A 13,523-nucleotide genomic window follows, 5' to 3' on the forward strand; every position below is an offset into this window, starting at 1 on the left:
CGGCAAAACCCTGAGTAACACAGCGAACGCCCCGCCCCGGTAACCGGGAAGCGGGGCGTCGCTGTGGTGCCTAGCTGGAGCTGCCGCTACTCCGGAACCACCAGCGCCGGAGTGTCCTTGCGGATGGTGTCCCCGCGGAAGAAGCCGGGCCGCAGCCGTGCCATGACCAGCATGAAGACGATTCCCAGGGCGAGGATCCCGATGCCGAGCACAAACACGAGGCCCACGCCGAAGATCTCCGAACCGCTGCCGAATTCCGGGGCCCAGCTGTCTGCGGCGGTCTGGAGGAAGACGACGAACAGGCCGACGCCGCCGAGCAGCGGGCATAGCAGGCGCAGGATGAAATTGCGCGCGCTGCCGAACACGCTGTTGCGGAAATACCAGGCGCAGGCGAACGCCGTCAGCCCGTAGTAGAAGCAGATCATCAGGCCCAGGGCGAGGATGGTGTCATTGAGGACGTTCTCGCTGATCACATGCATGACGGCATAGAACCCCGCGGACAGGACACCCGCCGCGACAGTGGCGAATCCCGGCGTCGAAAACTTCTTGCTCATGTGACTGAACGGGGCGGGCAGCGCCCCGTAGTGGGCCATGGCAAGCAGGCTCCGCGACGGCGAGGTGAACGTGGACTGGAGCGATGCCGCCGAGCTGGAGAGCACTGCCAGCGACATCAGGATGGCGAACGGGCCCATGACCGGGGAAGCCAGCGCGGTGAAGACGTTCGCGTGGTTTTCCTCGTTGTTCAGGCCGATTCCCGTGTCCCCGACTCCGGCGAACATCATGGTGGCGATGGTCACCAGCAGATAAATGCCGAGGACGACGACGGCGGTCAGCGTCCCTGCCAGGCCTGCGGTCTTCTTGCCGTTGGCTGTTTCCTCGTTGACGGTCAGGCACACGTCCCAGCCCCAGTAGACGAAGATGGACAGCGAGATGCCGGCCGCGATCTGGCCGAAAGTCTCGATCTTGGTGACGTCGAACCACTCCCAGCTGAAGGGGATGGCGGTCTCTGACGTGGACCAGTTGGCGAATGCCAGGCCCACGAAGAGGCCCAGGACTAGCAGCTGGAAGCCCACCAGCCCGTACTGCACCAGTTTGGTGGTGTGCAGCCCCCGGTAGCTGACCCACACGGCCAGGGCGACGAAGACGAAGCACGTGAGCACATTCAGCGGCTTGTTCGCCGCCAGGTCCGCCAGCTCGGGGGACCCCGTCAGCTGGGCCAGGAACAGGTAGAAGAAGTCCACGGCCACGCCGGCAAGGTTGGACAGCACAATGATATTGGCCGCCAGCAGACCCCAGCCGCCCATCCAGCCCACCCAGGGACCGAAGGCCTTGGTAACCCAGGTGAACGTGGTGCCGCTGTCCGGGGAGTCCGCGTTCAGCTCGCGGTAGGCCAGGGATACCAGGATCATGGGGATGAAGCCTATGAGGAATATGACCGGCAGCTGAAGCCCGGCCTCGTTGACGGTGGGGCCAAGGGCGCCGGTCAGGGTGTAGGCCGGCGCGATGGTCGAGATGCCGAGGACGACGACGGCGAGGAGGCCCAGTTGCCCGCCCTTCAGTCCCTTTCCGGTAATGCCGTCCGGGCGTCCGGCGGTAGCCGGGACGGCGGCACCGGTGGAGGCGCCCCCGCCGGTGGCGGCGGTGTCGCGGGTGGTTTGGCTCATGACTGGCCCTTTCTGGGATACGGCTGGTTCTAGGACACAGGTATTAGGACTGCGGGCTGCTGCTGGGTGATGCAGTGGATGCCGCCGCCGCGGGCGAAGAGCTCGCGGGCGTCGATTCCCACCACACGGCGTCCCGGATAGGCGTCTGCGAGGATGCGGAGGGCCTTCTCGTCGTTGGGGTCGGCGAAGGTGCAGGCGATGACTCCGCCGTTGACCGCCACATGGTTGATGTAGCTGTAGTCCACGAACCCTTCCGGATCCGTGAGCGTTTCCGGTGCCGGAACCTCGATAATGTTCCATTCCCGCCCGGCGGCATCTCTGGTGGAGGACAGGAAACTGATGATTTCGCGGCTGACCTCAAAGTCCGGATGGGCCGGATCCTGCTGCGAATGGACCAGCAGGGTGCCGGGCGACGGGATGGCGGCCACGATGTCCACATGGCCCCGCGTGCCGAACCGTTCCGAATCACGCGTCAGGCCGCGGGGAACCCAGATCACGTGCGTGGCGCCGATGGTCCTGGCCAGCTCGGCCTCGATCTCTGCCTTGCCGAGGCCGGGGTTGCGGCCCGGGTCCAGCTGCACCGTTTCTGTGACCAGCACGGTTCCTTCGCCGTCCACCTGGATCCCGCCGCCTTCGTTGACCAGCCTGGATACGATGTGGTGCGCGCCGGACCTGCCCGCCACCTCGGCGGCAATGAGCGAGTCCTTGTCCCAGCGGGCCCAGTCTTGCGCGCCCCAGCCGTTGAAGACCCAGTCCACGGCGCCCAGCCGGCCGCTGCCGTCGAGCACAAACGTGGGGCCGATATCGCGCATCCAGGCGTCGTTGAGTTCGGCGGTGAGCACCTCGACGGCCGGATCCAGGTAGCGCGCGGCGGTCCCGACGTCGGCCGAGTCCACCACCACGGTGACCGACTCAAATTCGACGGCGGCATTGGCGACGGCGGCCCAGACGGAGCGCGCGGCGTGTGCCTCTTCCGCGGTGTCGCCCAGTGTGTAGCCGCCGGCCGGGAACGCCATCCAGAGCCGCTCCTGGCGCGCCGTTTCGGCGGGCATGCGCCAGGTGCTCATGCCGTCACCTCCAGGTACACGGGCGCCTCGCCGCCGAGCGGAGCGTCGGGGCGCACGGGATCGGTGAGCCGGCCGTACGTGTCGGGTCGGCGGGTGGTCAGGAAGGGGAACAGCGTGAGCCAGTCACGCCGCTGGTCGAGGTCCAGGTCCGCGACGAGGACTGCGGATTCGTCCCGCGGCGCCTGGGCCAGGATCCGGCCGTAGGGATCCGAGATGAAGGAGGACCCGTAGAAGTTCAGGCTGCCCTCCTGGCCCCAGCGGTTGGGGACCACCATGAACAGCCCGTTTGCGATGCCGTTGCCCACGATGACCTGCTGCCACAGCGGCTGGGTATCGAACTCCGGGAAGAGCGGCTCGGAACCGATCGCCGTCGGATACACCAGCAGTTCGGCGCCGCCCAGCGAGTACATCCTGGCCAGCTCCGGGAACCACTCGTCCCAGCAGGTGGGCATGCCGAGCCGAGCACCGCCGAGTTCGATCGGGGAGTGGACCTCATAGGCGTCCTCGGCAGCAGGGCCTTTCCGGAAGAACTTGTCCTCGTAGTAGCCGGCTGTCACGGGGATGTGGAGCTTGTGCGTCCGGGCCAGCAGCTCGCCGCCCGGGGAGACGAGGATGGACGTGTTCAGGCCCAGGCCGTCGTCCGTGCCGTCCGGGTTCTTGGCCCGGTGGTAGAGCGAAGCATGGACGCTGATGCCGTTCCGGCGGGCAGCCTCGGCGGCGAAGCGGAAGGTGGGGCCGGTGAGCAGGTCTTCGGCACCGTCCGACGGACGCGGCCGGGTTTGTCCGGACCTGCTCAGGTCGTTCTCCGGAACCTGGTCCGCCGGATAGCGGGACAAGGTGAGTTCCGGCAGGAAGACCACGGCGGCGCCGAGCCGGGCCGCACGGTCGATGCCGTCGTTGAGTTCGGCGCGCAGGGCGGCTGCGCTGCTGTGCCAGCGGTGCTGCACAACGCCGACCCGCAGGGCCGGGCGCGTGGACGGCGTTGTCCGGGCGGGCGAGGCGGGCGAATCGAGACAGGTAATTTCAATCATGATGACTACTCCAGTGAGACGACCGTCACTAAATGAATGACGTTCATTTAGTATGCACAGTGCGGAGGCGCCTGACAAGGGTTATGTGAATACCGTTCATTTATGACCGAATAGTAAGTAAGCTGATGGTGAAATTTGCAACGCACCCTCCCTGCCCGCGACGCGCCTGCGGTAGCGTCGAAACCACTGGACCAATCGAGGAGGATTCATGAAGGCTTCACCGACACTGACCAATAACATGCAGGCCGTGCTGGCCGATCTGATCGAGCTGCACATTCAGGGCAAGCAGGCGCACTGGAACATCGTGGGAACCAACTTCAGGGACCTCCACCTCCAGCTGGATGAAATCGTCGACGCCGCTAGGGCCTTCGCCGACGACACGGCGGAGCGCATGCGAGCGCTGCATGCCCTTCCCGACGGCCGCAGCGAGACTGTGGCAAAGTCCACGAGCCTGGCGGAGTTCCCGCAGGGGCTCATCACTACGAAGGATGCGGTCGACCGCATCGTGGCAGCGCTGGAAGCGGCCGTCGGCACCATGCGCAAGGTTCATGACGAGGTGGATGAGGAGGACCCCACCACGGCAGACCTGCTCCACGCCTTTATCGAAAAGCTCGAGCAGTACGCCTGGATGGTGGGCGCCGAGAATATGAAGGCCTCGGCGAGCGTCACGCAGCCTGACAGCAAGTAGCCAGCAGCATTAACTAGCCGGCAGCAGCGGGCGTGCAACGGCATGCGCTGCCGGCTTAGATGCGGACGGCACCGGAGCATGTCCGGGGCCGCCCGCATCTCCCTTTAATTCCTTGACGTCTCCCGCCGCCGGCCGGCCCCCGACGTCGGTGGGCCTCCGACGTCGGCCAGCTTCCGCCGTCGGACGGCACCGCCGCCAGCGGGTGCCGTCCTACCTGGCCTTCGGCACTTTGCGCAGCGCGACGGCGGCGAGGACCGCCGCTCCCGCCATCAGTACCAGCGCGATGGCGGCCGTGATGTGGACGCCGGAGTCAAACGCCGTGCGGGCGGCTGCCGCGAGGGACTCGGACAGCGGAGCGGGCAGCGTTCCCGCCAGCTCCATGGCGCCGGCGAGCGTTTCCCGGGCGCGGTCCGCGGAATCGGCCGGCGACGCCTGGGTCACGGCGTCGGGCAGCATCAGGTGCCGCTGGTACGACGCCGTCAGGATCGATCCCAGAACGGCAGTTCCCAGGAGGGACCCCACTTCGTAGCCGGTCTCGGAAATCGCCGCTGCGGCCCCGGACTTCTCCGCCGGGACGGCCCCCAGGATCATGTCATTGGAGATAGTTTCGGCAGCCCCCACGCCCAGGGCAAGGATGAGCAAGGCTCCCAGTAGCATGGCCGGCCCGGCGGAGTGATTGCCGAAGGCCACGATGCTGTACCCGGCGGCGCTCAGCGACAAGCCGCCGGCCACCACGAATCCGGGCCGGACTTTCCGCACCAGCGGCACCACAAGTAGGCCCGCCAGCACGGTGGCGGTCAGGGCGGGGAGCATTGCGGTCCCCGACGCCGACGGTGACATCCCTTCGAGTAACTGCAGGTGCTGCGCGAGGAACAGGATGAAGCCGTTGAAGGAGAACAGGGCGAGTACGTTTGCCGTGATGGCCGTGCTGAACACCCGGTTCTTGAACAGCGACATGTCCAGGAGGGGCGACGCCAGCCGATGCTGGCGCCGGACGAACAGGAACCCCATGGCAGCGCCGAACGCAATGACGGCCAGCGGCTGCGCCCCCGGGCCCTCCGTGGCCAGTTCCTTGATGCCGTAGACCACCGGCACCATGGTCAGCAGCGACAGGGAGATGCTGGGCAGGTCCACCCGGCCGGGGCTGGGATCCTTGGACTCCGGAATGAAGGAGGGGCCGAAGACCAGCAGCGGCAGCATGATGGGCACCGCAACGAGCAGCACTGCGCCCCACCAGAACTGCTCCACGAGCCAGCCGCCGAAGATCGGGCCCAGGGCAGCGCCGCCGGAGAAGCCGGCAGCCCACACCGCCACGGCCAGCCGCCGCCTGCCCGGATCCGGAAATATGTTGCGGATCAGGGACAGCGTGGACGGCATGAGCATCGCGCCGAACAGGCCCAGCGCGGCACGCCCGGCGATCAGCCATTCCGCACTCGGAGCAAACGCGGTGGCGGCCGACACCGCGGCAAAGCCGGTGGTGCCGAGGAGAAGCAGCCGGCGGCGGCCGATCCTGTCGCCCAGGCTGCCCATGGCCACCAAAAGGCCGGCCAAAACCAGGGCGTAGGAATCCACAATCCACAGCAGCTGCACTCCCGACGGATCCAGGCTGCGGGCGATGGCCGGCAGGGCGAAGGTCAGCGCGGTGTTGTCCACGGCCACCAGGAGGACCGGGAACATGAGCAGGCCAAGGGCGATCCAGTCACGTACGCCGCCGTGGGCGGAGGTGGGCTGCCTGGTGTCCCCGGAGGTGTTCCCGCTGTGCTGGAGGGTTGGAGTGGTGGTCATGAAATAACTATACCGTCCAGACGGTACAGTTATAAAGTCGGAGTCTCGAGCAGGCATGATGGGAGCCATGGCCAGAAAACCAGTTGCCCGCGGCGCCGTCCTCGATGCCTTCGAATCCCTCCTGATTGAGGTGGGGGAGCGTGCCGCCACCCTGGACGCCGTCGCTGGCCGCGCCGGTGTCTCCAAGGGTGGGCTGCTCTACCACTTCCCGAACAAGGAAGCACTGATCGGCGTCCTGCTGGACCGCCTGGACGAGTTCGCCGAAGCGGACGCCCAGGCGATGGCCGAGGCGCCGGAAGGCGCTGCGGCCTACTTCATCAAGTCATCGGTGTGGGCGGACACTCCGCTGGACCGCGTCATCGTGGCGGCCACCCGACTCGCCGAAGTGGCCCACGAGGAGACCCGGCGCCGCTTCGCCCACATCCAGCAGCGGTGGCTCGATGAGATCGCCAAAGACGTGGGTCCTGGCCTTGCGAAGGCGGTGCTCTACATGGGGGACGGACTGTATTTCAATGCCATGCTGTCGATCGGGCCGGCGGCGACTCCCGCGGAAACGGCCGCCGACGTCGAGAGCCTGCTGGCCGCGCTTGAGCGGCTCCGGGGCTAGCGCCCATCACGCTCCCTAGCCGCGGCCTGACAGTTTGCGGAGGCCTTCCGGACGTAGGAGAATAGCCCCTGTGACTGTGGTCATCGCTAATTGAATATGCCTTTGATCTGCGGCGGGAGAGTTCTGCAAGTAGGTACAAGCAGGCGCCGTAGGAGCAAAACCTCCCCAGGAATCTCTCAGGCCCATGTACCGCCGCGGCAAGGCAACTCTGGAAAGCAGCAGGCTGCCCATCCGGAATGTTCCGTAACTACCCGGAGTGTTCAGGGCATGCTGTGCTCACCGACGGTGCAAGCGGGGCTGTGCGAAAGCGCGGCCGCGCGGAAACTCTCAGGTCCAATACAGTGCGGGGAGGAACCCGAATCGATGTGGCGTACCCTGCGCCGCCTGAGTTATGGAGTTCCTTTTGACTGTCAATTCAGCCTCCACCTCCTTCGTTGACCGCCACATCGGCGCTCGCCGCGAAGCCGACGTCGACGCCATGCTCAAGGCTGTCGGCTACGACACCGTTGATGCGCTGGTTGACACGGCAGTACCCAAAGACATCCGGCAGGATTCGCCGCTCCAGCTCACCCCGGCGCTCAGCGAAGTCGAAACCCTCGCCGAGCTGCGCAAGATCGCCGCGAAGAACAAGACGGCCGTGCAGATGATCGGCCAGGGCTACTACGACACCGTGACCCCTCCGGTGATCCGCCGCAACATCCTCGAAGCCCCCGCCTGGTACACGGCCTACACCCCGTACCAGCCGGAAATCTCCCAGGGCCGGCTCGAGGCACTGCTGAACTTCCAGACCATGGTCCAGGACCTCGTGGGCCTGCCCATTGCCAACGCGTCGCTGCTGGATGAAGCGACCGCCGTGGCCGAGGCCGTGCTGATGATGCGCAGGGCCAACAAGAACAAGGAGGCCCGCGACGGCAAGACCGTCCTGGATGCTGACTGCCTGCCGCAGACCATCGCGATCGTCAAGGGCCGCGCCGAAGCGCTCGGCTTCGAGGTGGAGGTTGCCGACCTGTCCAAAGGACTGCCCGACGGCGTCATCAACGGCGTGGTCCTGCAGCAGCCCGGCGTCTCCGGGCGTGTGTTTGACCACTCCGAGGTCATCGCCGCCGCCAAGGAACGTGGTGCGCTCGTGACCGTGGCTGCGGACCTTCTGGCCCTCACGCTGATCACTCCTCCGGGCGAGCAGGGCGCGGACATCGCCGTCGGCTCGGCGCAGCGACTGGGCGTCCCGCTCTTCTTCGGCGGTCCCCACGCCGCTTACATGGCCGTCCAAAAGGGCCTGGAGCGGTCCATGCCGGGCCGTCTCGTGGGCGTCTCCAAGGACTCAGCCGGCGTTCCCGCCTACCGCCTGGCCCTCCAGACCCGTGAGCAGCACATCCGCCGCGAAAAGGCGACATCCAACATCTGCACCGCCCAGGCGCTGCTGGCCATCGTCGCCTCCATGTATGCCGTCTACCACGGCCCCGAAGGCTTGAAAGCGATTGCCGAAACCGCCCACGGCCACGCAAAGACCATTGCCGCCTCGCTCAAAGCTGCCGGGCTGGGCGTCCTGCACACCAGCTTCTTCGACACCGTGACCGTGTCAGTTCCGGGCAAGGCCGCAGACGTCATCGCCGCGGCCGAAGCGCGGGGGATCAACCTCCGCAGCATCGACGCCGACACCGTGGGCATCTCCACCGATGAAACGACGACGGCGGCAATCGTCGGGGACGTCCTCGGCGCCTTTGGTGCCAAGGCCGTTGACGCGACGGACGCCTTCTCCCTGGACGCCGCCGTCGAACGCTCCTCCGCGTACCTGGAGCACCCGGTGTTCAACACGCACCGCTCCGAAACGCAGCTGCTGCGCTACGTGCGCCGGCTCTCGGACCGCGACCTCGCGCTGGACCGCACCATGATCCCGCTGGGCTCCTGCACCATGAAGCTGAACGCCACCGCCGAGATGGAGGCCATCTCCTGGCCGGAGTTCGCCTCGATCCACCCGTTCGCGCCGGAGTCCCAGACCGAGGGCTGGCGTGAACTGATCGGGGGCCTGGAAGCTGACCTTGCGGAAATCACCGGCTACGACCAGGTGTCCATCCAGCCGAACGCCGGCTCGCAGGGCGAACTGGCCGGTTTGCTGGCCATCCGCGGCTACCACCTCTCCCGCGGCGACGCCCAGCGCAACGTCTGCCTGATCCCGGCCTCGGCGCACGGCACCAACGCCGCCTCGGCCGTCCTGGCCGGCATGAAGGTGGTGGTGGTGGCCACCGCGGCCGACGGCACGATCGACCACGCCGACCTGAATGCCAAGATCGAGCTCCACAAGGACGCACTGTCCTGCATCATGATCACCTACCCGTCCACCCACGGCGTGTACGACGCCGACGTCCGGGAAGTCTGCGACGCCATTCATGCCGCCGGCGGCCAGGTCTACATCGACGGCGCCAACCTCAACGCCCTCGTCGGACTGGCCCAGCCGGGCAAGTTCGGCGGCGACGTGTCCCACCTGAACCTGCACAAGACCTTCTGCATCCCGCACGGCGGCGGCGGTCCCGGGGTGGGTCCGGTCGCAGCGAAGGCACACTTGGCCCCGTTCATGCCGGGCAACGCGGCAACGTGGACCGAAGGCAGCGACGTGCCGATCTCCGCCTCGCGCTACGGCTCCGCCGGCGTCCTGCCCATTTCGTGGGCCTACGTGAAGCTCATGGGCGGCAGCGGTTTGACTGACGCCACCAAGTCCGCGCTGCTCGCAGCCAACTACGTCGCGGCCAGCCTGAACGACTTCTTCCCCGTGCTCTACACGGGAGAAAACGGTCTGGTGGCGCACGAGTGCATCCTGGACCTGCGCGCACTCACGGCCAAGACCGGCGTCACCGCCGAGGACGTCGCCAAGCGCCTCATCGACTACGGCTTCCACGCACCGACGCTGGCGTTCCCGGTTGCCGGCACGCTGATGGTGGAACCCACAGAGTCCGAGGATCTGGGCGAAATCGACCGGTTCATCAAGGCGATGATTTCCATCCGGGCCGAGATCGATCAGGTGGCAAACGGTGAATTCACCGTTGAAAACAGCCCGCTGCGCAACGCGCCGCACACCGCGGCGGCCGTCATCAGCTCGGACTGGGCCCGCGAATACCCGCGGGAGCAGGCAGTCTTCCCCGTCCACTCCCTCAAGCAGGACAAGTACTTCCCGCCCGTCGGCCGGATCGACGGCGCCGCCGGCGACCGGAACCTGATCTGCTCCTGCCCGCCGCTTTCCGAATTTGAAAACTGAGGATCCGCCCCATGTCTGAGAACTACACAGCGCTCTACGAAGAGCACAAGAAGCTGGGTGCGTCCTTCACCGACTTCGGCGGCTGGCAGATGCCGCTCAAATACAGCTCCGAACTGGCCGAACACCACGCAGTGCGCAACGCTGCCGGCCTGTTCGACCTCTCCCACATGGGCGAAATCTGGGTGACCGGTCCCGCCGCGGCCGCATTCCTGGACTACGCACTGGTGGGCAAGATTTCGGCGATGGCCGTCAGCAAGGCCAAGTATTCGCTGATCTGTAACGAGGACGGCGGCATCATTGACGACCTCATCGTGTACCGCCGGCCGGCCGACGCGGAGGGCCACGACCGGTTCCTGGTGGTGCCGAACGCCGGCAACGCCAAGGTGGTCGCCGAGGGGCTCGCCCAGCGGTCGACCGGATTCGAAGTTGTCGTCGACGACGTATCCGCCGGCACCTCGCTGATTGCCGTCCAGGGGCCGAAGGCCGAGGAGATCCTCCTCCGGCTCGTTCCCGCGGCCCAGCACGAGCTCGTCACCGGCCTGAAGTACTACGCCGCCGTCGAGGTCCCGGTCCTGGTGGCCGGCACCGGCCAGGAGCTGCTGCTCGCCCGGACCGGCTACACCGGCGAGGACGGCTTCGAGATCTTCGTGGACAACGACGACGCCGCTGCCCTCTGGCAGGCAATCGTCGCCATTGCGGATGAAGGCGAGCTGACGCCTGCCGGCCTCGCCTCCCGAGATTCGCTCCGCCTCGAAGCCGGCATGCCGCTCTACGGCAACGAACTGTCGCTCGACGGCGACCCGTTCGCCGCCGGCCTCGGTCCCGTCGTCGCGCTGTCCAAAGAAGGCGACTTCGTGGGCAAGGCAGCCCTGGCCGCCAAGAAGGAAGCAGGGGCCGGCGCCACGTCGGGCCGCAAGCTGGTGGGCCTCAAGGGACTCGGCCGCCGCGCAGGGCGCGGGCACTACCCGGTGCTCAAGGACGGCAACGTCGTAGGCGAAGTGACCTCCGGCCAGCCGAGCCCCACGCTGGGTTACCCGGTGGCAATGGCTTATGTGGACGTCGAGTTCACCGAGCCCGGCACGGCCCTGGACATCGACCTCCGCGGCAAGGCAGAGCCGTTCGAAGTCGTGGCACTGCCTTTCTACAAACGCGCTAAGTAGTCCCGGCCCGCTGGTTGAGCCTGTCGAAACCGGCACCGTTTGCCCCGTCAGGGCTGACGTCCTCCGCGTGCTCGGTCGCGTAGACGCCCGCTGGGCGGACGTGACGCTCCCTTAGACGCACGCTTCCGGATGCCAGCCCCGAAGGGGTCCGGCAGTTCACCTTTCGGACAAACGGACAAGGCAAGACCGCTCCGGCTTTCGCGCCTTCGAAAGTCAAAGGTGCTGGGGGATGAACCGCCTGCCGAGGGTCGGCTCCTCCTAAACCCAAAGGTGCTGGGGTATAAACCGCCTGCCGAGGGTGGGCTCTAGAAGTTATCGAAATGGCCAATGTTTCTTCCCGTAGAACGGTTGGTTTCTCGAAAAACTGTTGGCCCCAAGACTGAAACCGGAGGTCGGCGGGTGAGGGGATTCCGGAAGCGTGCTCCCCACCGTCCCCCTAGCCTCGCAAGCTCGGCCAGGGAACCCGGACGGCGTGGGCCCCTTTGGGAGCGTCGCGTCCGCTCAGCGGGCGCCTTCGCGACCGAGCACGCGGAGGAATTGCCTCGTCCGCCACCCGACCCGGCCGCGTTCGGTATGTAACCCAGCCACAACAGATTTAGCATCAAGACCACATCGAGACTTAGGAAAAACACATGGCAAAAGTTGCCTCTGAACTGCAGTACTCCGACGAACACGAGTGGGTTGCCCGGGAGGACGGGAATGTTGTGTCCATCGGCATCTCGGCCGTTGCCACGGACGCCCTCGGCGACATCGTGTACGTGGACCTTCCCGAGGTCGGCGACACCGTAACCGCGGGTGAGACGTGCGGCGAGGTGGAGTCCACCAAGTCCGTCTCGGACCTGTACGCCCCGGTCACCGGCGAGGTCACGGAAATCAACCCCTCCGTCATCGAAGACCCCGCCCTGATCAACAGCGATCCGTACGGCGCCGGCTGGCTGTTCAAGGTGGCCGCCGAGTCCGAAGGGCCGCTGCTCTCTGCCCAGGACTACGCCTCGAAGAACGGCGGGGAGCTGTAGGCTCTGCCGACCTCGCCGCGGCAAAAACCGCGTAGCGTGGATTAAAACAGTACGACGGCGGACGGCCGCCACAAGCTCCGCACGCCGTCGCCCTGGCCGACTGCACGCCGCGACCCGCGGCCAAACAGTCATCCGGCAGGACCATCTGCCGGACCACAGTTAGACCTAGTTAGGAACCGACAATGGCTGTTGGAGTCTTTGACCTCTTCTCCATCGGAATAGGGCCGTCCAGTTCACATACCGTGGGCCCGATGCGGGCTGCCGCGGTGTTCGCCGAGGAACTTAAGGCGTCCGGCGTTCTGGACCGTGTCGCGTCGTTGCGGGTGGATCTGTACGGTTCGCTGGCTGCGACCGGGCATGGCCACGGCACGATGACGGCGATTCTGCTCGGCCTGGAGGGCTTCCACCCGGAGCTGATCCTGCCGGACGAGGTGGAGGAGCGGCTCGCGGCCATCGCCGAGACCGGGACGCTGCAGCTGGCCGGTGCTGGCGATGGGAACGGTGTTCCGCTGCCGTACGGGGTGAAGGACATGGTGCTGCGTCCGCTGACCGTCCTGCCGCGGCACACCAACGGCATGACGTTCACCGTCTCGGACGCCGGCGGCGAAGTTCTCCATAGCGCGACGTTCTTCTCGGTGGGCGGCGGCTTCATCGTCCGCGAAGGCGAGGAAGACGCGGCCCTGCAGGAACTCGCCGAGTCCAAGAAGGAACTTCCCCTGCCCTTCCGGACGGCAGCGGAACTGCTGGGACGCTGCCAGTCCAAGGGCCTGTCCATCGGCGACGTCATGTTCGTCAACGAACGCGCCTCCCGCTCTGAGGAGGAGATCCGTGAGGGCCTGCTGCACATCTATTCGGTGATGGAGGGCTGCGTGGAAACCAGCCTGAAGCGCGAGGGGTTGCTGCCCGGCGGGCTGAAGGTCCGCCGTCGTGCGCCGGACTGGCACGAGCGGCTCCTGAAGGAGAGCCGGGACCATGATCCCGACTACCGGGACCCGAAGTACTGGCAGGAGTGGGTGAACCTGATCGCCCTGGCGGTCAATGAGGAGAACGCCTCCGGCGGCCGGGTGGTCACCGCCCCGACGAACGGCGCCGCGGGCATCATCCCGGCGGTGCTGTATTACGCGCTGCATTTCGCGCCGGGCATGGATAAGGCGAGCCAGCAGGACCGCGACGACGTGGTGGTGAAGTTCCTGCTGACCGCCGGCGCCATCGGGGTCCTGTACAAGGAGCAGGCCTCGATTTCCGGGGCCGAGGT

General features: G+C 66.6%; 10 protein-coding genes and 1 riboswitch. Of the genes, 6 read left to right on the plus strand and 4 right to left on the minus strand.

The features are described 5' to 3' along the window. Positions 1–86 precede the first annotated feature (86 nt). From CXQ90_RS20940 to CXQ90_RS20950, 3 genes are read right to left on the minus strand one after another with little or no spacing between them, the layout of a single operon-like run. Positions 87–1,664 (minus strand): APC family permease, encoded by a 1,578-nt coding sequence (locus CXQ90_RS20940; protein WP_258064674.1) that lies wholly within the window; start codon positions 1,662–1,664, stop codon positions 87–89. Between the two features lie 29 nt (positions 1,665–1,693). Then, complete coding sequence (locus tag CXQ90_RS20945; RefSeq protein ID WP_104141272.1) at positions 1,694–2,731, minus strand: agmatine/peptidylarginine deiminase; 1,038 nt, start codon at positions 2,729–2,731, stop codon at positions 1,694–1,696. Then, positions 2,728–3,762, minus strand: a complete 1,035-nt coding sequence (locus CXQ90_RS20950) for a nitrilase-related carbon-nitrogen hydrolase (protein WP_104141273.1) — start codon at positions 3,760–3,762, stop codon at positions 2,728–2,730. Before CXQ90_RS20950 ends, CXQ90_RS20945 begins: the two co-directional genes overlap by 4 nt. A 208-nt stretch (positions 3,763–3,970) precedes the next feature. Here CXQ90_RS20950 and CXQ90_RS20955 point away from each other — a divergent pair, with 208 nt between their 5' ends. Beyond that, complete coding sequence (locus CXQ90_RS20955) at positions 3,971–4,450, plus strand: Dps family protein (protein WP_104141274.1); 480 nt, start codon at positions 3,971–3,973, stop codon at positions 4,448–4,450. Between the two features lie 210 nt (positions 4,451–4,660). Here the strand turns inward: CXQ90_RS20955 and CXQ90_RS20960 are convergent, their stop codons facing one another. After that, the gene (locus CXQ90_RS20960) at positions 4,661–6,235 is read right to left on the minus strand and encodes an MFS transporter (protein WP_104141275.1); all 1,575 of its coding nucleotides are present in this window, start codon (positions 6,233–6,235) and stop codon (positions 4,661–4,663) included. 67 nt (positions 6,236–6,302) lie between these two features. Between CXQ90_RS20960 and CXQ90_RS20965 the strand changes: the two genes are divergently transcribed. From CXQ90_RS20965 to CXQ90_RS20985, 5 genes are all read left to right on the plus strand, one after another. Next, entirely contained in the window at positions 6,303–6,842 is a 540-nt protein-coding gene (locus tag CXQ90_RS20965) for a TetR/AcrR family transcriptional regulator (protein WP_104141280.1), read from the plus strand. Between the two features lie 103 nt (positions 6,843–6,945). Continuing rightward, positions 6,946–7,044, plus strand: a riboswitch (glycine riboswitch). Positions 7,045–7,245: 201 nt separating this feature from the next. Then, positions 7,246–10,092: an aminomethyl-transferring glycine dehydrogenase gene (gene gcvP, locus CXQ90_RS20970; RefSeq protein ID WP_104141281.1), complete on the plus strand. Its 2,847-nt coding sequence runs from the start codon at positions 7,246–7,248 to the stop codon at positions 10,090–10,092. A gap of 11 nt (positions 10,093–10,103) precedes the next feature. After that, the gene (gene gcvT, locus CXQ90_RS20975) at positions 10,104–11,252 is read left to right on the plus strand and encodes a glycine cleavage system aminomethyltransferase GcvT (protein WP_104141276.1); all 1,149 of its coding nucleotides are present in this window, start codon (positions 10,104–10,106) and stop codon (positions 11,250–11,252) included. Positions 11,253–11,884: 632 nt separating this feature from the next. Beyond that, positions 11,885–12,268: a glycine cleavage system protein GcvH gene (gene gcvH, locus CXQ90_RS20980; protein ID WP_104141277.1), complete on the plus strand. Its 384-nt coding sequence runs from the start codon at positions 11,885–11,887 to the stop codon at positions 12,266–12,268. A gap of 182 nt (positions 12,269–12,450) precedes the next feature. Further along, the coding region (locus CXQ90_RS20985; RefSeq protein ID WP_104141278.1) for an L-serine ammonia-lyase at positions 12,451–13,523 on the plus strand (1,073 nt) is incomplete at its 3' end.

This window comes from Arthrobacter sp. ZGTC131, from assembly GCF_002929275.1.
Lineage (GTDB): Bacteria > Actinomycetota > Actinomycetes > Actinomycetales > Micrococcaceae > Arthrobacter.